The 20,215-nt window shown below is 26.7% G+C and carries 21 protein-coding genes; 15 read left to right on the forward strand and 6 right to left on the reverse strand.

Annotation, left to right across the window (positions count from 1 at the left end):
* Nucleotides 1-54: 54 nt before the first annotated feature.
* Nucleotides 55-1,725 carry a thioredoxin-disulfide reductase gene (trxB, locus tag J2Z25_RS06105; protein ID WP_209739135.1) on the reverse strand — a complete coding sequence of 557 codons (1,671 nt, stop codon included), beginning with the start codon at nt 1,723-1,725 and terminating at the stop codon, nt 55-57.
* Nucleotides 1,726-1,870: 145 nt separating this feature from the next.
* A complete protein-coding gene (ahpC, locus tag J2Z25_RS06110) occupies nt 1,871-2,434 on the reverse strand; it encodes an alkyl hydroperoxide reductase subunit C (protein WP_209739137.1) in 564 nt (187 codons plus the stop codon).
* A 286-nt stretch (nt 2,435-2,720) separates the two neighbouring features.
* Between ahpC and J2Z25_RS06115 the strand changes: the two genes are divergently transcribed.
* Nucleotides 2,721-2,969 (forward strand): TIGR04540 family protein, encoded by a 249-nt coding sequence (locus tag J2Z25_RS06115; protein ID WP_008676993.1) that lies wholly within the window; start codon nt 2,721-2,723, stop codon nt 2,967-2,969.
* Nucleotides 2,970-3,097: 128 nt separating this feature from the next.
* Here J2Z25_RS06115 and J2Z25_RS06120 read toward each other — a convergent pair whose 3' ends face one another.
* Nucleotides 3,098-4,099 carry a glycosyltransferase gene (locus J2Z25_RS06120; RefSeq protein ID WP_099345986.1) on the reverse strand — a complete coding sequence of 334 codons (1,002 nt, stop codon included), beginning with the start codon at nt 4,097-4,099 and terminating at the stop codon, nt 3,098-3,100.
* Between the two features lie 197 nt (nt 4,100-4,296).
* Between J2Z25_RS06120 and J2Z25_RS06125 the strand changes: the two genes are divergently transcribed.
* Entirely contained in the window at nt 4,297-6,222 is a 1,926-nt protein-coding gene (locus J2Z25_RS06125; RefSeq protein WP_209739139.1) for a glycosyltransferase, read from the forward strand.
* 123 nt (nt 6,223-6,345) lie between these two features.
* Here J2Z25_RS06125 and J2Z25_RS06130 read toward each other — a convergent pair whose 3' ends face one another.
* The gene (locus tag J2Z25_RS06130; protein WP_209739142.1) at nt 6,346-6,825 is read right to left on the reverse strand and encodes a flavodoxin family protein; all 480 of its coding nucleotides are present in this window, start codon (nt 6,823-6,825) and stop codon (nt 6,346-6,348) included.
* Between the two features lie 111 nt (nt 6,826-6,936).
* Nucleotides 6,937-8,289 (reverse strand): [Fe-Fe] hydrogenase large subunit C-terminal domain-containing protein, encoded by a 1,353-nt coding sequence (locus tag J2Z25_RS06135; RefSeq protein WP_209739144.1) that lies wholly within the window; start codon nt 8,287-8,289, stop codon nt 6,937-6,939.
* Between the two features lie 236 nt (nt 8,290-8,525).
* Here J2Z25_RS06135 and J2Z25_RS06140 point away from each other — a divergent pair, with 236 nt between their 5' ends.
* From J2Z25_RS06140 to J2Z25_RS06185, 10 genes are all read left to right on the forward strand, one after another.
* Nucleotides 8,526-8,963, forward strand: a complete 438-nt coding sequence (locus tag J2Z25_RS06140) for a LytTR family DNA-binding domain-containing protein (RefSeq protein WP_209739146.1) — start codon at nt 8,526-8,528, stop codon at nt 8,961-8,963.
* Between the two features lie 14 nt (nt 8,964-8,977).
* On the forward strand, nt 8,978-9,409 hold the full coding sequence (locus J2Z25_RS06145) for a DUF3021 family protein (RefSeq protein ID WP_097034412.1): 432 nt from the start codon (nt 8,978-8,980) through the stop codon (nt 9,407-9,409).
* A gap of 11 nt (nt 9,410-9,420) precedes the next feature.
* Complete coding sequence (locus J2Z25_RS06150; protein WP_008677007.1) at nt 9,421-10,302, forward strand: ABC transporter ATP-binding protein; 882 nt, start codon at nt 9,421-9,423, stop codon at nt 10,300-10,302.
* The gene (locus tag J2Z25_RS06155; protein ID WP_209739148.1) at nt 10,302-11,120 is read left to right on the forward strand and encodes an ABC transporter permease subunit; all 819 of its coding nucleotides are present in this window, start codon (nt 10,302-10,304) and stop codon (nt 11,118-11,120) included. The genes J2Z25_RS06150 and J2Z25_RS06155 overlap by 1 nt, the downstream gene beginning before the upstream one ends.
* 164 nt (nt 11,121-11,284) lie before the next feature.
* Nucleotides 11,285-12,046, forward strand: a complete 762-nt coding sequence (locus tag J2Z25_RS06160) for a DUF2087 domain-containing protein (RefSeq protein ID WP_209739150.1) — start codon at nt 11,285-11,287, stop codon at nt 12,044-12,046.
* Nucleotides 12,046-12,903 (forward strand): GNAT family N-acetyltransferase, encoded by an 858-nt coding sequence (locus J2Z25_RS06165; protein ID WP_209739152.1) that lies wholly within the window; start codon nt 12,046-12,048, stop codon nt 12,901-12,903. The genes J2Z25_RS06160 and J2Z25_RS06165 overlap by 1 nt, the downstream gene beginning before the upstream one ends.
* Nucleotides 12,904-13,330: 427 nt before the next feature.
* Nucleotides 13,331-14,173, forward strand: coding sequence for an aldo/keto reductase (locus tag J2Z25_RS06170; protein WP_209739155.1), 843 nt, complete (start codon nt 13,331-13,333; stop codon nt 14,171-14,173).
* 217 nt (nt 14,174-14,390) lie between these two features.
* A complete protein-coding gene (locus J2Z25_RS06175; protein WP_008677018.1) occupies nt 14,391-15,284 on the forward strand; it encodes an AraC family transcriptional regulator in 894 nt (297 codons plus the stop codon).
* Nucleotides 15,285-15,675: 391 nt separating this feature from the next.
* Nucleotides 15,676-15,828: a DUF3784 domain-containing protein gene (locus J2Z25_RS18965; protein ID WP_366934909.1), complete on the forward strand. Its 153-nt coding sequence runs from the start codon at nt 15,676-15,678 to the stop codon at nt 15,826-15,828.
* A 323-nt stretch (nt 15,829-16,151) separates the two neighbouring features.
* Nucleotides 16,152-16,448, forward strand: coding sequence for a UbiA prenyltransferase family protein (locus J2Z25_RS06185; RefSeq protein WP_008677021.1), 297 nt, complete (start codon nt 16,152-16,154; stop codon nt 16,446-16,448).
* 369 nt (nt 16,449-16,817) lie between these two features.
* Here the strand turns inward: J2Z25_RS06185 and J2Z25_RS06190 are convergent, their stop codons facing one another.
* A complete protein-coding gene (locus J2Z25_RS06190) occupies nt 16,818-17,393 on the reverse strand; it encodes a hypothetical protein (protein ID WP_097034417.1) in 576 nt (191 codons plus the stop codon).
* A gap of 125 nt (nt 17,394-17,518) precedes the next feature.
* Here J2Z25_RS06190 and J2Z25_RS18780 point away from each other — a divergent pair, with 125 nt between their 5' ends.
* From J2Z25_RS18780 to J2Z25_RS06200, 3 genes are all read left to right on the forward strand, one after another.
* Nucleotides 17,519-17,653, forward strand: coding sequence for a hypothetical protein (locus J2Z25_RS18780; RefSeq protein ID WP_280915884.1), 135 nt, complete (start codon nt 17,519-17,521; stop codon nt 17,651-17,653).
* A gap of 287 nt (nt 17,654-17,940) precedes the next feature.
* Nucleotides 17,941-19,359 carry a PTS transporter subunit EIIC gene (locus tag J2Z25_RS06195; RefSeq protein ID WP_235840770.1) on the forward strand — a complete coding sequence of 473 codons (1,419 nt, stop codon included), beginning with the start codon at nt 17,941-17,943 and terminating at the stop codon, nt 19,357-19,359.
* Nucleotides 19,360-19,457: 98 nt separating this feature from the next.
* Nucleotides 19,458-20,183: a UTRA domain-containing protein gene (locus J2Z25_RS06200; protein ID WP_008677027.1), complete on the forward strand. Its 726-nt coding sequence runs from the start codon at nt 19,458-19,460 to the stop codon at nt 20,181-20,183.
* The last annotated feature ends 32 nt before the right edge of the window (nt 20,184-20,215 follow it).

Consider the following 20,215-nt stretch of genomic DNA (forward strand, 5'->3'; position numbering starts at 1 on the left):
GTACCACATAGATAATTGTTATCTTCTGCAATACCTTTAAAAAAATAATATTTATTATTTAAGTAATTGAACTATATCTTCAAGTTTCTTACCACCAAAATAAACTTTAGAATCGTTTATTATCAAGGCTGGAACACTCATTATTTTATGTTTATCTTTAATATCTTTGAAGTTTGATAAATCTAGCATTTCTGTTTCTATATTAGGATTTTCTATAGCTATTCTTTGAGCGGCAGTTACAACTTCAGGACAAACATGGCAGGAAAGAGATACTGCAACTTTAATGTTAGTTTTCTTATCCAGTGACAGTGATTTAATTTCATTTAGTAAATCTTCATTTAGTGCTTGACCTGGACCAGCTAAATTATAAATAGCTAATATGAATGAATTTAATTCATGTCCTCCAGGAACTCCATGGAATTTAACTCCACTGTAGTTACTATCTTTATTTAATAAAGCAACTACAGGATATTTATCTGTATGAATTTTAGATTCCATTTCAAGGTTTTCACCTTTTTTATAGATTACAGCAGAAATTTTATCACTCAAATCAGATATATCTAAAACTAAATCTCTTAATTCAATTGATTTTTTGTTACTTTCATCAACTATTGATACTAATGAAATGTTATTTTCTATTTTAGATAATATACCTTTTAATTGGTTTCTTAAAGTGTCGTTTAATAAATTACTTCTTCCAGATAAAGCCTTATTATTAGAAGTAGGTACTTCATTTTTAGTTTCCACTTTTTCTTCAATAACTTCTTCTTCAATTATTCCAAGTCTTTCTTTTTCAGATGCAACATATCTTTCAGCATCTGTTGCTGCAATAGCACCATCAGCTACAGCTGTTACAACTTGTCTTAATAGTTTAGGTCTTAAGTCACCAGCGGCATAAACACCTTTAATATTAGTTTCCATATTTTCATTTGTTAAGATATATCCGTATCTATCCATTTCTATCTTATCTTTAAATACTTTAGTTTGTGGTTCATAACCAACAAATACAAAGATACCAAATGTTCCATCTTCTTTAGGAGGGAAGTATTCTGATCTTTCATTAGTAACATTATTAATAAGCTTTACAGATCTTAAAACATCATCACCAATAGCTTCTACAACTTCAGTATTAAATCTTATTTCTATATTTTTATTAGCTTTTACCTTATCACCTATAGATTTAGCACAAGTAAACTCAGGTTCTCTTGCAACTATAATTACTTTTTTAGCAAACCTAGTTAAGTAGATGGCTTCTTCAGCAGCAGCATAACCTGCACCTATTACAAGAACTTCTAAGTCCTTAAAGAATTCTCCATCGCAAGTAGCACAGTAAGCAACACCTCTACCACCGTATTCGATTTCTCCTGGGAAACCTAATTTTCTTGGTGAAGCACCTGTTGCTATAATTATAGCTCTACCTTGGATTTCACCATTATTTGTTTTGATAATTTTTACTTCTCCAGAAAAATCAACATCAATTACATCAGCTGTTTGGAATTTAACACCGAAGTTTTCAGCTTGAGTTCTCATATCTGAAGTTAAATTAGGGCCAGTTGTTTTTACAATACCAGGATAGTTTACAATTTCAGCAGTACTATTAATTTGACCACCAGTATGTTCTTTTTCAATTATTAAAGTATTAAGTCTTGCTCTGCCAGCATATAAACCAGCAGATAAACCAGCAGGACCACCACCAATTATAATTAAATCGTATATTTTATTCATAAATTCCTCCTTAAGATTTCAATTCTATTATTAAATAATAATAATTATTGATTAGTTTATTAAAAAAATAGCGAGTTGCCTCGCTAATTTTTTAATGTATGATTAATATATAGTGAGGAGAGAATAACCCTCCTTATGTTTTATATTAAAGTTTACCAACTAAATCTAAGCTTGGTACTAAAGTTTCTTCACCTGGAGTCCAGTTTGCAGGGCAAACTTGATCGCCATGTTCAGCTACGAATTGAGCAGCTTGAACTTTTCTTAATAATTCTTCTGCATTTCTTCCAATTCCGTTTTGGTGAACTTCATAAGCTTGGATTTCTCCTTCTGGATTAACTATGAATGTTCCTCTTAAAGCTAAACCTTCTTCTTCAATAAGAACTTCAAACATTCTTGCTAGCTTTCCAGTAGGGTCAGCTAACATTGGGTATTGAATTTTTCCTATTGTTTCTGTTGCATCAGCCCATGCTTTGTGAACAAAGTGAGTATCTTCAGATACTGAGTATATTTCAGCACCAATTTTTTTGAATTCTTCATAATGATCAGCTAAGTCTCCTAATTCAGTTGGGCAAACAAATGTAAAGTCTGCTGGGTAGAAGAAGAAGATTGACCATTTACCTAAAACATTTTCCTTTGATACTTCCTTAAAGTTACCATTGTGGTAAGCTTGAACTTTAAATTCTTCGATTTTTCTTCCTATTAATGACATAAACTTTTTCCTCCTCGTTTTTAAAAGTTACTATGTATTAATAATAATTATTATTTAATAAAATGTCAATAGATATTTTAAATTAATTGATAATTTTTATCATTTGATTTTTTGTTGCAATTATACAGAAAAATATAGTATTATTTCCAAAATGAGAATAATATTTACACATAATAATTAAATAAAAATTAAGAATTTTAATACATATTGTTTTAAAGGATTATTTAGTATAAAATATATATAAAAAGTGGATTTTAAAAAGTAGATTTTTAGGGAGGATAATTTCTTGAACAAGGGTGGAATTAGATTATATTATAAAAATCAGGAAGAACTTAGCTATGCGTTAAGAGACTACATAGACGATTATTTTGAAGGTAACATAGAGGATGAAGCTTTAGAAGAAAAAATATTTATGGTAATAGAAGCTAATAAGGCTAAATTCTATAAAGATGATGAAATAGCTAAGAAACCAAAACAAATTTTGGGGAAAACAAGATTAAATGTATTAGAACAAATTTTAAAGAAAAAAAGGTGATAATAACCTAATAAAGCTATTATTTAATAATTTATATTTGTAAAACTTTAAATGGTTCCACTAATAATCTTATTATTTATAATTAAAAATTGACAAGAAGGACAAGTAGAAATACTTATCCTTCTTTTTTAATTAAGCTTTTTTAAGTTTTCTAAATTAAAGCCAAGCATTTCTGGAATAAAGTTTTTAAAGTTTATATAATCTAAGCTAAAACAATATGGAAAGTTTTCATTATAAAGCTCTAGATATAATTTTAGATTTTCTCTTGATTTTTCTAGATTATTTAATTTCTTATAACATAAACTAATTAATAAATAAATTTCCCTAAAAGCATCATTTTTAAATACATAGCTTTCGCCGTTAAGAATTGCATTTTTATATTTTTTTGCTTTATAATAAGTTTTTACAATTAAAAAAGAAATATAGCTATTTATATAATAGTTATCATTTAGTTTAATTGCTTTAATATAGTTGTCTATTGCTATATTATATTTATTTAAAAGGAAATATTCATTTGCAATGTTATAGTAATATAAATAATTTTTTTCCTCATCATCATAGGATAAATATATTGAAAGATTTCTATTACATCTATCTACTAATTGCTTTTTACTATAATCATATCCAAAGTTATATAATAAAAATTCTAAATTAAAAATTTTATTCAAATACGAATCATTATATAAAGAATTATTAAGTTTTTCATTTAGCTTTCCAGAAAAATAAAATCCAGAGTTATTTCTAATAATCCTAAGTAAATATTCACCTTTATAAGGTTTATTATCTATTATATTTATAAGTTTCAATCTAAATCCTAAATATAAAGAATCATTTAGCATATCTTTTAATTCAGATACTTGACTATTGTCCAATGACTCATCACAATCAATGTATAAAATCCAATCTTTAGATGCAATTTCTAATGCCTTATTTCTTGCAGAGCTAAAGTTATCATTCCATGGAAACTTTATTATCTTTGCATTGAATTCTTGGGCGATATTAATAGTATTATCAGTGGATCCGGTGTCAATTAAAATTATTTCATCAGCAATACTTTTTATACTTTTAAGACATCTAGTTAAGTTTGCCTCTTCATTTCTAGCTATAATACAAACGCTTAAAGTATCCAAAGAAAAGTTACCTCCAAACAAAATGGCTTTATTATAGAATATGATAATCAATAAAATATGCTAATAATAGAAAAATAGATATTACTATCAAATTCTACTTAAAACTACTTATTAAAGGTTATTTTATTAAAAATAAGCATAATATGATAAGTAGGAATAAACTATATTGTATTAAGATAAATAATTGGAGGAAGTCAATGATTAGAATTTTAATTGGGAGTCCTATTCATCAAAAGCCTTTCATTTTAAAAGAATTCCTTCTATCATTAAAAGAATTAGATTTAGAAAATTTATATATTGAATATTGTTTTATTGATGATAATAATATAGAAGAATCTTCATTAATCTTAAATAAGTTTAAAGAAGATATAGAGAAAGTTACTATTTTAAAAAGTGAAGAAAATACATCCTTATATATATGTGATGATTATACTCATAGATGGTCAAACGATTTAATAAGAAAAGTATCAAACTTTAAAAACACTATAATAGAAAAAGCTTTAAAAGAAGATTATGATTATCTTTTCCTTGTAGATTCTGATTTAGTAATGAATCCTAAAACATTAAAAAGACTGGTATCATTGAATAAAGAAATAGTTTCAAATATATTTTGGACAAGATGGAAACCAAATAGCTATGAGCAGCCACAAGTTTGGCTAAAGGATATGTACACTTTATATGATTTTGAACATGGAGAAAGATTACGTGAAAGTGAAGTTATAAAAAGAACAGCAGATTTTATTAATATGCTGAGAAAACCAGGGACATATAAGGTTGGAGGTCTTGGAGCATGTACTTTAATATCAAAAGAAGCACTTTCAAAAGGAGTAAATTTTAATCCTATTTATAATGTTTCCTTTTGGGGTGAAGATAGGCACTTCTGTATAAGAGCAGCTGTACTTGGTATTCAATTATATGTAGATACTTATTATCCTGCTCATCATATATATAGAGATGAGGATTTAGACAAAGTAAGTCAATATAAAGCATCAAACAGTATTAGAGATTTTCAAATATATAGTGAGAAGGCATATGATATATTGAAGATAGCTTTAGAAGGGATTGGAAGCTATAGTTATAAGGAAGATATCCCTTTAAATTATCTAGAGTATTTTGGAGAAGAAGAAAAAGCTAGATTGAAAATAGGGTTAATAATAGATAGAAGGATAGTATTAGAAGAAAGAATAACAAATAAAATAAATATAATAAGACATAGAACAGCATTTACTGATGACGTTAATGAAATAGTTATTAAAGTTATTTATAGTGAATCAGGATATAGAAATAACTATAGTTATTATGAAGAAAATAAAAGTAGATTTATTTTACAGATGGATAAAGATAAAAATTATAAAGTAGTTAAATGGATATTTGAGGGTAAAATGGAACTTGCAAATAAGCCTTTGGTAAGGAAAGTAAAAGAAGAAGATAATAAGCTAACTTTATCAATGGTAGTTAAAAATGAAGAAAATAGATTTTTAAAAAGAGTGTTAGAAGATGCTAAACAATATATTGATAATGCAGTTATAATTGATGATGGGAGTACTGATAATACTGTTGGAATAATAAAAGAAGTGCTAGTCGATATACCATATACCTTAGTAAAAAATAAAGATTCAAAATTTAGCAATGAGGTTATCTTAAGGAAGCAACAGTGGGAAGAAACTATGAAGATTAATCCTGATTGGATAATATTTTTAGATGCTGATGAGATATTTGAAAATAAATTTAAATATAGTGTAAGAGATTTAATGAAGAATACTGAAGTAGATGGTTATATGTTTAGACTATATGATTTCTGGGATGAAGAGCATTATAGAGAAGATAGTTTATGGAATGCTCATAACGTTTATAGATTATTTATGATAAGATATCAAGAAAATTATAAATATTTGTTTAGAGAAACACCTCAACATTGTGGAAGGATGCCATATAATTGTAATAACTTAGCATATGAGTTAAGTAACTTACGATTAAAGCATTACGGATGGTCTAGATTACAGGATAGAGAAGAAAAGTTTGAAAGATATATGAAGTTAGATCCAGAAGGAAAGTTTGGAATTCTTGCACAGTATTATTCTATATTAGATAAAAATCCAAATTTAAAAAAGTGGGAAGAATAGTGAGCAATTAATAAATATAAGTTTCTTTATTATAGGTTATATTTTAATATACAATATATAAGAGGCTGTCACAGAAAGATATTTAATGTAAAATTACAGCCTCTTGAATTAAAAATTAATACATTATAAGTTTATTTTATCAATTTCAGATATTAATAATTTTATATCATTTTCATTTGGGTGGTTTAATGATTCTACAAGATTATCTTTAATTGCTTCAAATTTTTCAGGCGTAGCTTCTTTTATCTTATTTTGAATAGCATCTGATACCTTACCTTGGCACATATATGTTCCTATAATAGTATTAGATTGAGGGATTAAATCCTTTACGCTACCTAAAATTCCGCTAAAGTATTCTTTTGTATTATCATACCCAGCAGTTCCAAATATAAATACCTTCTTGCCAGAAAGTTTCTCTATAAATGTTTTAATATCTGATCCACAAGAGTTTCCTATTGTCCAAAACCCTACAAATATAACATCTGCATCAAGTGCTTCATTACAAGGTTTCCCAAAATAACACTCATCAACTTTATTTTTGATTGTTTCTGATAATTTTTTTGTATTACCAGTTACACTGCTAAAAACTATTGAATATTTCATTGTGTCTCCTTATCATATGCTAGAATAGTTAAATTATTATAGAATAAATACTATATAATAATTATTGTGCATATATAATGCCATATTTAAAATTGTAGAGCTACTAATTTTTTATTTAAAATCTCTATGGAATATTGCTGTCTTAGTATCATCTTCAAAGTCATGCAAAGATGTTATATTAAGTTTTTCTAAAACATTATCCATAGTAGTACTATGAGTTGCTACCTTTATTGGAGAATGATAAGCAAAGTTATCTACAGCGATTTTTCCTTGCTCTTTAGGGATAATGGCTTTAGGGCCACCAACACATCCACCAATACAGCCCATGCCTTCAACAAAGTTTGCTTTAATTTCACCATTTAAAGCCTTATTTAATACTTCTTTACATTCTCTTACTCCTTCAGCTCTGACAGAGCTAAATAGCTTAGATTTTTCAGGGTATAACTCAGCAACAGCTTCGCCAACTGCAATGGAAACTCCACCTGTACGAGCGTATAATCTACCGCCTCTTGATGCATAATCTTTAGAAGGAATTCCTTGAAGTTCATTAGGATTAATTTCAAAAGCTTTAAAAATATTATCTATTTCTTGAAAGGTTAGAACAAAATCAATATCTCCTGCTAAGTCAGGTTCTTTTGCTTCAGCCTTTTTAGCTATACATGGACCTATAAAAACAACTTTAGCATCTGGATTTAATTTTTTTATAACTCTTCCAGCTCCAATCATAGGAGAAACAGATGGAGATAAATCTGGAACTAGTTCTTTATAGACTTTTTTTAGCATTCCAACCCACATAGGACAACAACATGAAGTTATCATTAAATCATTAGGACTATTAACATGATGGTTAAATTCAACAGCTTCTTTAATAGTAATCATATCAGCCGCAAAAGCAACTTCAATCATATCAGTAAAGCCCATTTTAATAAAAGCAGCACGTAGTTGATCCATAGATACATCTTCACCAAATTGCCCCATGATGGCAGGAGCAACTGCAGCTATAACTATCTTATTGTTTTTAATTAAATCTAATATAGGAATAAAGTCAACTTTATCTAAAATTTTACCATCCTTACAAGCATCTATGCATAAGCCGCAACCAACACATGAATCATAATTTATATATGTAGATTTATTATCACCATCATATAAAATTGCATCAAATGGACAACTTGCTTGACAATTAAATTTTTTATTTGCATCTTGTTTACAATCAATACTACAGCTATCTAACTTTTCTATAAATCTTTTGTTAACAGCATAATTTGTAATTGCTTTTTTTATGTTATAAACATAGTTATTATCAAAATCTATAGAAACTCCACAAAGTGATGTAATAATTTTAAATGTTTCCTGAGGTGAAATTTCATGACATACCATAATTCTAGAAAGCGTTTCATCGAAGTTGCCTTCGTAATAAGATCTTATTAAAGTGTCAAAAAGATCATTGTATTTATTATGCATTTATATACCTCCAAATAATAAATTTTCTATAGTTTAGTATATATAATTTACTAATTATTAATACTTGAAAATAATGAAAAAATGAAAGAATGAAAAAGTAAGAAGATTAGTTGAGGAATGAAGAATAACTTTTTACTAACAAATTGCTTTGCAATTTATAGCATCTTAGTAAAATTATATTGATATATTTATTAAAAATAGTACTATTTGATTATAAGAGTCTAAGAGGAGATATTATGAAGGTAATAATTAATCAAGATGAAAATAATAATGAAGTTGAAATAGTGATAAATTGTAAGGTTATTGATGATAATATAGTGAAAATAATTGAAAAGTTAAGGGAAGATGAAAATATAATTACTGGTGTTAAAAATAGTAAAGTATATATTATAAAACCAGAAAATGTATTATATTTTGAATCTGTTGACAAAAGGACATTTATATATACCAATGAAGAGGTATATGAAAGTAATCTTAGACTTTATGAAATTGAAGATAAGTTTTCAGCATATCATTTTTTTAGAGCATCTAAATCAACAATAATAAATATATCTAAAATTTTAGTTATAAACACTGTAATTGGTGGAAGAGTAGAGGTTTTGCTTGAAAATAAGGAAAAGTTAATAGTTTCTAGACAATATGTACCTATACTTAAAGCAAAATTAGATTATTAAAAGGTGGGGATATAATGAAGAATTTTTATAATATAGGATATGAAGTAAAAGCTTTAATAGGATTATTCTTTATGATGATAATATTAACCTATGGAGTAGTAAGTTTTTTTATTGAAAATAAGATAATGCCTTTAGAGTTATTATGGGAATTTATCTTATTAGCGATCATAGTTGGATTAATTCAATTTATTTTATATAATGAAAAGTTTTTATCGAAGATATCAATAAAAACAAAAACAATATCACATTATTTAATACTTTTAGGAGTTTTAAGTATCTTCATTAAATATTTTAATTGGATAGAACTATGGGGAATATCTTTTAAGATATTTTTCATAATATATACAGCATACTTTATACTTGTAACTTTGAATTTTTATGTTTATAAAAAAATAACAGGAGAAAGGTTCAATGACAAATTATTAAAATATAAAGAGAATTTATAGGTGGTGTAAAAATGGAAGCTATAAATATAACTAATTTAACAAAAAGTTATGGAAAAAGCAGGGGAATAAAAAATGTAAATTTAGAAATTAAAGAAGGAGAAATATATGGTTTTATAGGGCCAAATGGAGCAGGAAAGTCAACGACAATAAAAACTTTGCTTAATTTTATTTTTCCTACATCAGGTAGTGCTAAGATATTAGGAAAAGATATTGTAAGTGAAAGCAAGCTTATTAAGGAATTTACAAGTTATGTACCAAGTGAAGTTAGATATTATTCAGATGTTAAAGTAAAAGATATATTAAATTATGCAGCTTCATTTTTTGATTATTATGATGATCAGTATTTAAATGAACTTTGTAGTGAATTAGAAGTTGAACTAGATAAGAAAATTGAAGAACTTAGTCTTGGAAATAAAAAGAAGGTAGCTATAGTTCAAGCTCTTTTAAGCAATCCTAAGATAGTAATTTTAGATGAGCCAACAAATGGGTTAGATCCATTAATTCAACAAAAATTATTTAATATATTGTTAAAGGAAAAAGCAAAAGGGAAGACTATATTTTTATCATCACATAATCTTTCTGAAATAGAGAAATTTTGTGATAGAGTTGCGGTTATAAAAGAGGGAGAAATAATTGACATATTAGATTTAAATAAAATGAATAGAGATTTAGGAAAAAGGATAATTTTAAGATCTAATGATATAAATATAAAGGAAATTGAGAAGATATCAGAAAGCTTTAAATATATTGATGAAGAAATTGAGTTTATATATAAAGGAAATATAAATGAGTTAATAAGTTTATTATCTAAATACAATCTAGACAAGCTATTAATTGAAGATGTTAAATTAGAAGAAGCCTTTTTAAACTATTATGAAGGAGAGAATAAGTAATGAATATATTTAAGTTTGAATTTAAAAGAAATATAAAATCATTAATATATTGGAGTATAGGAACTTCTGCAATTATAGTTTTTTTTATGGCATTATTCCCAAGTATGAAGGATATGGGAATGCAAGAATTAGTAGGTGCAAAATTAGATTCACTTCCACCAGCCATTTTAGAAACCTTTAATTTTTCAAGTACTACTGATTTTAGCAATATAAATGATTTTCTTGGATATTGTCTTCAATATATTGCAATGGCTTGTGGAATTTATGGTGCAATGCTTGGAGTTAATTCTATAATAGAAGAGGAGAGCGAAGGTACAATAGAATTCTTATATTCTAAACCAGTATCAAGGAGTAAAATTCTTTGGAGTAAGATATCATCAAGGGTTGTGTACTTTTGTATATTCATAATTGTTATTGGAGTTTCTACAATAGGTATATCTATTGCAGTTAAGCCAAATGAATTAAATACAATGGATCTTATGATGAATATAAAAAGTGTGTTTATTGGAATGGCCTTTTTAGGATATATATTTATGGCAATTGGGATAGCTATATCAACAATTTTAAAGAAAGGGAAAATGGCAACTAGTTTAGGAGTTAGTTTATTTTTTATGACATATATAATTGGTATCATATCTAAGCTAAAAGAAGAGTTTTCATTTATAAAATATTTTTCTCCATATGAATGGGTAATTCCATCAAATATAATAAAGGATGGATTTGAATTAAAATTTGTTTTAATTGGATTTTTACTTATTATAATATCATTAATTGCTGCTAGTGTTATTTATAAAAAGAAAGATATGAATATAAATTAAAATAAAGGACAGGTTGTAATTTAAAAATTACAACCTGTCCTTTTTCATACAATTAAATGTTATTAAAATTAAATGCAAACAAAATTGGATAAAGTTTATTTATATATAGACAAATTATAAAATAGGTTGTAAAATTTAATTAAGAAAATATGGCGGAGGTAGTTATGGATAATGAGTTTTTTTGGAGAGCGTCTATAGATGAAATAGAAAAAGGACTAGTAGAAACGGAAGAATATATAAAATGTATAGTGTGTGAAGAAATATTTATTAAAGGAAGAATATACGAAATAGGTGGTAATTTATATGATGCAAAAAAGGCTGCTCAGATTCATATAAAAGAAAAGCATAATTCTATGTTAAGTTATCTATTAAATATGAATTCACTTTATACAGGAATATCGTCATCTCAAAAAGCAGTAATTGAATTAATAGCTTTAGGACTTAATGATAAAGAAATAGCAGCAAAGTTAGGTATTGCAAATTCTACTATTAGAAATCATAGGTATAAATTAAGAGAAAAAGAAAAGCAAGCTAAGCTATTTTTAGCAACTATGAATTTACTTGTTAAAGAAACAAATAAAGATATAAATATGTTAGAAGAAGATGTTATTTGTGATGCACACAAAGGAGCAACAACCTTAGATGATAGATTTAATATAACAAAGGAAGAAAAAATTAAGGTAATAGAAACTTATGTAGATGAAAATGGGGCATTAAAAAGCTATCCATCTAAAGAAAAGAAGAAGATTATATTATTAGAAGAAATAACTAAAAACTTTAATGTTGGAAAGAAATATTCTGAAAAAGAAATAAATAGAGTATTAAAAAGAATATATGAGGACTATGTAACAATAAGAAGAGCTTTAATTCAATATGGATTCCTAGATAGGTCTAAAGATTGTAGTGAATATTGGGTGAAGGAATAATGATAAAGAATTTTTTAGAGTTAAATAATGATGAAAAAATTTTAGCATTAGAATTTATAAAGGGAAATGAAAATACTGATTTATCATTATCCCAAATTGAAAAAGAACTTACGGATAAAATATGTAATTATGGTGAAGGTATATTATTTTATTTTGATGAGAATGAAGTAGTAGGTAAGGTGTCGATTATACTAGAGGTTGTAGATAAATTAGAAACTATCTATATAAATAAAGTAGTTTGTCCAAATTATAATAAAAAAATATTGAGAGAATTAATTAATAATTCATTAGTATTTGCTAATAAATATAATGCCAAGAAAGTTTTACTTGGAATAAGAAGTGATAATTTGCTTAAGTTAGCACAAGATATTGGACTAAAAAGAAGTTACTCATCTTTTAATATGGTTCTAAGCAATAGAGAAAAAGTAAATGATGTGTTAGATAAGATTAGGTTATCAAAGGAAAATATCGAGGAATATGTTGATGTATATAATAAGTCTTTTATGGATATGCCTCACGGAACTTATATAGAAATAGAAGAGGCAAAAAGCTATTTGAAAAATAAAAATGACAATGAAGATTATTTTATTGTATTAGATAAGGGTGAAAGTATAGGCTTTTTAAATACTATTATTAAAGATAAAAAAGCTTTCTTTGATATAGGATTAATAAAAGAATATAGGGGAAAGGGCTATGGTAAAAAAATATTAGAAACAGCAATACAATTTTTAAATGAAAAGCAAGTAGAAGAAATTTGTTTAACAGTAATAGAAAAGAATAGTATTGCTTATGAAATGTATAAGAAAAGAGGATTTAAGGTTTATAATAAACTAAGTGATTGGATAGAATTAATGTAAATTTAAAGGGGAGTCGCGAAACGCGACCTCCTTTAAAATTTGTGAAAATTGCTTTCAGAAATAGTTGTTTTTAAGGCAATCCTATTTTTCAGAAAGGCTATTATGTAAATAAATTGTATGCACTAATATAATATATTTTGATTTAACAGTAAAACTCTGCTACTTCTTCGACTACTTAAATCATTGTAACTTTGTCACTAAAGGTTGAAATTTTTATACTGTTTTTCTTTACATTGGATTGAAGGAGAGATAAACAGATTGATTCATGTAATAGGGACAAGGATTATGTAGCTGAGCTAGAGTAAGTATTCAATAGCATGAAAAGTGTGTTCTTAAATATAAAAATAAACTTTAATATGGTATAAATAATAATAGAAAATAGTAGTAATAAATATATGAAAAATAGTTCATGGAAATAGGAGAGTATATGAAATATGTAACATTAAATAATGGGGTGAAAATGCCTATTTTAGGATATGGAGTTTATCAAATTGAAGACTTGAAGGAATGTGAGAGATGTGTATTAGATGCAATTGAAGTGGGATATCGTTTAATTGATACTGCTCAGACATATGGTAATGAAGAGGCTGTAGGAAGAGCGATTAAGAAGTGTAACGTTCCAAGAGAAGAATTATTTATTACAACTAAAGTATGGATATCAAACGCTGGATATGAAAAGGCGCAAACTTCTATAGAGGAATCACTTAAAAAGCTTCAGCTAGAATATTTGGATTTAGTATTAATACATGAACCTTTCAATGATTATTATGGCACATATAGAGCTATGGAGGAAATGTATAAGGGTGGTAATATAAGAGCCATAGGAGTAAGTAATTTTTATCCAGATAGATTAGTAGATCTTATTAAATTTAATGAGGTAGTTCCAGCAATTAATCAAGTTGAAACACATCCATTTAATCAGCAAGTAAGGGCTAAAGAAATTATGGATAAATATGGGGTGCAAATTGAATCTTGGGCACCATTTGCAGAAGGAAGAAATAATATATTTATAAACAAAACCCTAAAAGAAGTAGGAGATAAATATAATAAATCTATAGCTCAAGTTGCATTAAAATATTTAATTCAAAGAGGTGTTATTGTTATTCCTAAGTCTGTTCATAAAGAAAGAATGATTGAGAATTTTAATATATTTGATTTTAAACTAGATGATTATGATATGAAGAAGATTGTAAAATTAGATAAAGCAAAAAGTGCTTTTTTCTCTTATTATGATCCTGATGTTGTAGAAATTTTTGCTGAATTAGATTAATAATAATATAAAATATGAATTTTATATCCTATTAAAAAATTATGAATATGAAAAGATAATTTACTAGATCGAATTAATTATTATAAAAAATAGTTAGTAATATAAATATGTATTACTAACTATTTTTTATAGTTTAATTTTAGCAAATTAGGAACAGTTTTATTATATTTGTGATGTTATACTATAGTTACCACGTGGGGAAAGGGGCGGTGAGAATTTGAATTATAATGATGCAATAGCACTATGTATTGATTACATTGAAAAAAATATTAAAAATGAATTATCACCAGAATTAATAGCTAATGAGTGTGGTTATTCTACATTTCATTTTTCAAGGGTGTTTAATATTAACAAAGGGATAACTTTAATGGAGTATGTAAAGAAAAGAAGACTTTCATTAGCAGCAGAGGATTTGTTTGATGATAAGAAAATAATAGATATAGCTTTAGAGTATGGATTTCAAACTCATAATGGTTTTTCTAAAGCTTTCAAAAAAGAATTTGGGTTTAGTCCTACGCAGTATTTAAAGCGTATGGATAGAAATTTGGAAAAGGAATTAATACTAAAATTTGGAGGGGATTTTATGAAGCCAACTATCATTGAAAAACCTACTTTTAAGGTTGCAGGTTATGGTATAAAAACTAATATAACTAATGGAAATTATACAAAAGATGTAGCTTCTTTTTGGATTAATTATGATGGCGAAAATTTAGAAAGCAAAATGTATCAAATATTAAATCCACCAAAACACGGTGAAGTGGGATTATGTATTCCATCAAGTGAGGATAACGGAGAAGCAACTTATATGCTTGGTGTTATAGTCAATGATTTTAACGATGCTACTGATGATATGATTACAGTAGAGGTTCCAGAAGCAACTTATGCTGTATTTACAACTCCCCCAGTTAATACAAGTACAGAAATTGAAAATAATGAATTTGCAAATGTAATTAAACAAACATGGAAATATATATTTGAAGAATGGTTTAAAGATAGTGGATATGTATTTGATGAAACAAAATTAGACTTTGAATACTATGATGAAAGGTGCCATCCAACTATAGGTACTGTAATGGATATTTATGTACCAGTATTAAAAAAGAGGGTATGAATTTTCATGTAAAAACTTAAGAAACTCGTTTAAAGTAGTTAAGAAGAATGGTTATATAAATGATGTAGGTTACTTTATAATGATAGAAATTGTAAATATATAGTATAATATTAAATACTCTTACCTTGGAAACATAGGTAAGAGTATTTTTAGCTTTAAGTAGTAGTAATAATTATAGATATTAGTTATTCAAGTGAAGATGAAAAGATAAAACCCGTATGAATAGTATTATATTATCGCATTATAAATGTAATTAAATTAATTGAAACTTTTTTATGTAAATTAATTATATGTATAATAATTTTTAATATTGTAGTAATAGGAATCTTATTTAAGGAGGTGTTTTATTATAAAGATTAATGCACCGATTGAAATAGTATATATACTGATTATAGTATTTGCTGTTCTGACTATTATATTTTTGACAGGTAAAGGAAGTTCCCTTATAAAAGTATATAGTACTATGGAAAAAGAAGAAAAATATATGAATCTTAGAAAAAGTGCTAATATTGAGAGGATGGAGCACTTTTTTCTTTGCTTTTAATTTCCCACATATAATTTAAAATCATCATATTTTTATAATCAACAGAAAAAGCTTAATACAAAATTGGTTAATCCTATTACTATAGAAGTGATAATACTAACACTTAGAAATGAAAAAGACTATTTAGAAAATAAAAATGACTAGTAAAAACCAGTTATTCTAAGAAAAATATAATAAATTATTATAGGAAAATTTAATCAGCTATAAGATAAAATTGGGGAACAACAAGTAGAAATTAGCAGTTTCTTTAAATTAGTGGAAATTTATATTCATTTGGACTTATTCCTATATCAAGAACTCCCTTTGGAGAGATTTTTTCAGGAATGACACAAGGATTTTTACTTACATTTTTAGTTGTTTATATTCATATATATGATCAAAGTATAATTAATTTAGAAATATCTAATATAATGTTGGCTAATAATATTTGTGATATGGAAGATGATTTAGAAAATAAAAGATACACATTACCGATATATATAGGTAAAGAAAGAGCATTGCAAGTTTATAAAATTACATATTATACTGGAGTTGTTTCTATAGTTATAGGAGTAGCAACAAAATTATTACCTGTAGTATCACTCTGGTTACATAATAGCATTTTTAAAACTACAATCTAAAAAAGATACCTTTGTATTATCCGTAAAGAATTTTGTAATAATTAATGCAATATATGTGGCAACCTATTAATTGGTTATGTAATTAAGTAAAGCTAAAATTAAATAAAATTTTTAGGATATTAAAAGTAAGCTAATGATATTAATAAGTATCATTGGCTTATTTTATAATTTCAATTAAATAAATATTAAAAAAATATTTAACCAATAAGTAGTAATTTGGGATAAGAATGAAAAAGAGATTACCAATCATGTAACTTCTATCAAAAAACGGGAAGCCTTTATTAAACTTTTTAGAATTTAAAGGTAATCCCATTTTTAGAAAGGCTGTGATGTAAATAAATTATGTGAATTAATATAACATATTTTGATTTAACAAAGAACAATGATTTTATATGGAGTAGTTTGGGCAGGGATGCTAAAGGTTGTAGGTCCATAAACAACAATTAGGTTTCTATTTCCAGGGTACATATTAAAAATCTGATCATTTGTTAAAATTACTTCTGTAGATGAGCCAATGAGTAGTTGTAAATTTCCATCGTTGCTTAAAAGTTGATTATTAAAATAGTCTACAGTAACATTTTCAGCTCCTGTGTTTCTAGCCATAACAATTGCACGATATTGTGGAGGGTAAATAAGCATAACAGGTGCATTTGCATCGTAAAATCCAGTTACATCGTCTCCTACATCAATAACTACATGATTTACAAAATAAGTTTCTGGAGAAATTATAAATTTTACAGGTCCCATGTCAACTGTTTCTATCGATATTAATTTATAACATCCTGTTGATGCATCATCTTGACCTGTGTAAAAGTCTTCAATCATTGTAACGGTACCACTAAGGGCTGCAAATTTTTGTACTGTGTTTCTCCACATTGAATTGAAGGAGAGATAATCAGATTGATCCATGCGATAGGGATAAGAGAAGAATTGGTTATTATACATATAGTACTCCTTTATATTGATATTGGTATAAACATCATCATTAATATTATATTAGTATCTATAAGTAATGTTACCTAATAATAGTGATTTTAAAAGTTTAAAGAATTTAGTAAGAAGAATAAATAATGAAGCCTATATATATTTTCATTAAAGATAAATCTGGGGATTTTGTGTTAGCTATGTTAGAAGATTATGAGAAATTATATATAATGAAAAGCGTAGTTTTTTATACAATTATTAAAGATGAAAAAGTTTGTTGATATAAGATTAATAGAAGATTTTGTGAAAATGATGATATATAGGATATGGAAAGAGTACTAAGAAATATTTCATAGAAATAAATGAAAGATTTAAAATGATATCCAATAGAAGTAATTGAAAGTATTTTATAAGTAGCTAATATCACTATATGAAAACGGTTAAAGGTGTTTATTTCAATTTGCACTTGTTTAAACAAAAAAATATTGACATCGATATCAATAAGTGATATTCTATAGATGTTCAAACAAGAGACTTGTTTAAACATCTAATGAGGAGGGAATGCAAAGTGGATATTAAAGGAAATGTTTCACAAATTATTAAATTAGTTGGTGGAAAAGAAAACGTTAATAGTGCAACACATTGTGTAACGCGCTTACGTATTATATTAAACGATAAAAAGTTAGTTAATGTTAAAGAATTAGAGAAATTAGAAATAGTGAAAGGTTGCTTTGATTCTAGTGGACAATTTCAAATAATAATTGGACCTGGCCTTGTTGAAAAGGTGTACAAGGAATTTGTAGTACAAACAGGTGCTAAAGAGGTTTCTAGAGAAGAAGTTAAAGAGATTACAAATAAAAACAATAATATTCTTCAAAGAGGAGTAAGGATATTAGCTGATATATTTATTCCGATTTTACCAGCTATAGTAGCATCTGGTTTATTAATGGGATTAAATAATATGTTATCTAACCCGGGGATATTCTTTGAACAATCAGTATTAGAAGCTTATCCAGGAATTTCAGGAATTGTAGGTATTATAAATTTAATAGCAAATACGGCATTTACTTTCTTACCAGCATTAATTGGATGGTCTGCAGTTAAAAAGTTTGGTGGGAATCCAGTACTAGGTATAGTTTTAGGGCTTGTATTAGTACATCCACAATTAATGTCAGCATATGATTATGCTGCTAACCCAGATGCTGCACCAGTATGGAACATATTTGGATTAGAAGTAGCACAAGTTGGATATCAAGGACAAGTTGTACCTGTATTAATTGCTGCATTTATTATTGCAAAAACTGAGAACTTCTTAAAAAGAATATTACCAGATACAATACAATTAGTTTTAGTTTCACCATTAGCAGTACTATTTACTGGATTAGTAACTTTTATGGCAATAGGACCTATTACAATGGCAGGAGCAAACTTAATAACAGATGGAGTAGTTAATTTGTTTGATGTAGCACCAGTTTTAGCAGGAGCTGTATATGGACTTATAAATCCACCACTTATAATAACAGGTATGCATCACTTATTCTTAGGTGTTAATCTACAAATGGCAGGTACATTAGGATACGTAACACTATGGCCAATTGGAGAAACGGTTACATTAGCTATGGGAACAGCTGCATTAACAATGTTCTTTATACTTAAGAACAAAAAATCTAAGAGTATAGCAGTTACTTCAACTATATCTGCATGGTTAGGTATAACTGAACCAGCTATATATGGAGTAAATCTTAGATTTAAATATCCGTTTATAGCAGTTATGTTAGGAAGTGCTGCAGGAAGTGCATTCTTAGCATACAACAATATAAAAGCAACATCAGTAGGAGTTGGAGGAATATTCTCATTCTTATCAGTATATCCAGAACAATGGGGAATTTACTTTACTGGAATGGCTATTACTTTTGTAATAACAGTTGGATTAACAGTTATATTATCAAGAAGTAAAAAGTTTATAGATGTAGAAGACGAAGTATAATTAATAAAAGGGGAAGCAATTCCCCTTTTTTATTGTTTATAATAGCAAACTATTATATTATTATAGTAAAGTAAAATTTATAATATGGAGATAGGGATATGTCACAAATTAAATATTATGAAATATATAAAGATTTAAAAGCTAAAATTGAAAATGAAACATACGGATACCAACAATTAATGCCATCTGAATATACATTAATAGAAGAGTATAGTTGTTCAAGAAATACTATTAGAAGAGCAATTTCTGAACTTGCATCAAAAGGTTATGTTCAAAGTATAAAAGGTAAGGGCGTTGTAATAATATATAAACCATACAAGAAATCAGAGTTCCTTTTAGATTATACAGAAACATTTAAGGAATCGGCTATTAGAAATAAAATGGAAAATAAAACTATAGTTATACATTTTGAAGAATTAGTAATAGATGAGAAAGTAAGTAAGAAGACATCACTACCTGTTGGAGAGGAAGTATATTATATTCAAAGGTTAAGATTTATAGAAGGAAAACCTTTAATATTAGATCATAACTATTTTCTAAAAAGTATAGCTAAAGGTCTTACTAAAGAGATAGCTGAAACTTCAATTTATGAATATATGGAAAATGAATTAAAAGAAAATATTATTACTACAAAAAGAATGATCACAGGGAAAATGGCTACTAAGTTAGATGAACAGTTTTTAGACTTAAATGGATATAATTGTGTCATTACAGTTAATAACTATACATATAATGCTAATGGAGTAATGTTTGAGTTTACAGAATCTAGACATGTACCAGAGAAGTTTGTATTTTATGATCAATCTCAAAGAATAAAAAGATAGAAAAGAAAGGAACTATTTTAAATAGTTCCTTT

Origin of the sequence: Clostridium tertium, assembly GCF_017873245.1 — a bacterium.
Taxonomy (GTDB): Bacteria; Bacillota; Clostridia; order Clostridiales; family Clostridiaceae; genus Clostridium; species Clostridium tertium.

Excerpts from the sequence above, each read along its gene's own strand:
- trxB (WP_209739135.1), bottom strand. The coding sequence starts at position 1,725 with ATGAATAAAATATACGATTTAATTATAATTGGTGGTGGTCCTGCTGGT.
- ahpC (WP_209739137.1), bottom strand. The coding sequence starts at position 2,434 with ATGTCATTAATAGGAAGAAAAATCGAAGAATTTAAAGTTCAAGCTTAC.
- J2Z25_RS06125 (WP_209739139.1), top strand. The coding sequence starts at position 4,297 with ATGATTAGAATTTTAATTGGGAGTCCTATTCATCAAAAGCCTTTCATT.
- J2Z25_RS06130 (WP_209739142.1), bottom strand. The coding sequence starts at position 6,825 with ATGAAATATTCAATAGTTTTTAGCAGTGTAACTGGTAATACAAAAAAA.
- J2Z25_RS06135 (WP_209739144.1), bottom strand. The coding sequence starts at position 8,289 with ATGCATAATAAATACAATGATCTTTTTGACACTTTAATAAGATCTTAT.
- J2Z25_RS06140 (WP_209739146.1), top strand. The coding sequence starts at position 8,526 with ATGAAGGTAATAATTAATCAAGATGAAAATAATAATGAAGTTGAAATA.
- J2Z25_RS06145 (WP_097034412.1), top strand. The coding sequence starts at position 8,978 with ATGAAGAATTTTTATAATATAGGATATGAAGTAAAAGCTTTAATAGGA.
- J2Z25_RS06150 (WP_008677007.1), top strand. The coding sequence starts at position 9,421 with ATGGAAGCTATAAATATAACTAATTTAACAAAAAGTTATGGAAAAAGC.
- J2Z25_RS06155 (WP_209739148.1), top strand. The coding sequence starts at position 10,302 with ATGAATATATTTAAGTTTGAATTTAAAAGAAATATAAAATCATTAATA.
- J2Z25_RS06160 (WP_209739150.1), top strand. The coding sequence starts at position 11,285 with ATGGATAATGAGTTTTTTTGGAGAGCGTCTATAGATGAAATAGAAAAA.
- J2Z25_RS06165 (WP_209739152.1), top strand. The coding sequence starts at position 12,046 with ATGATAAAGAATTTTTTAGAGTTAAATAATGATGAAAAAATTTTAGCA.
- J2Z25_RS06170 (WP_209739155.1), top strand. The coding sequence starts at position 13,331 with ATGAAATATGTAACATTAAATAATGGGGTGAAAATGCCTATTTTAGGA.
- J2Z25_RS06185 (WP_008677021.1), top strand. The coding sequence starts at position 16,152 with ATGACACAAGGATTTTTACTTACATTTTTAGTTGTTTATATTCATATA.
- J2Z25_RS06190 (WP_097034417.1), bottom strand. The coding sequence starts at position 17,393 with ATGTATAATAACCAATTCTTCTCTTATCCCTATCGCATGGATCAATCT.
- J2Z25_RS18780 (WP_280915884.1), top strand. The coding sequence starts at position 17,519 with ATGAAGCCTATATATATTTTCATTAAAGATAAATCTGGGGATTTTGTG.
- J2Z25_RS06200 (WP_008677027.1), top strand. The coding sequence starts at position 19,458 with ATGTCACAAATTAAATATTATGAAATATATAAAGATTTAAAAGCTAAA.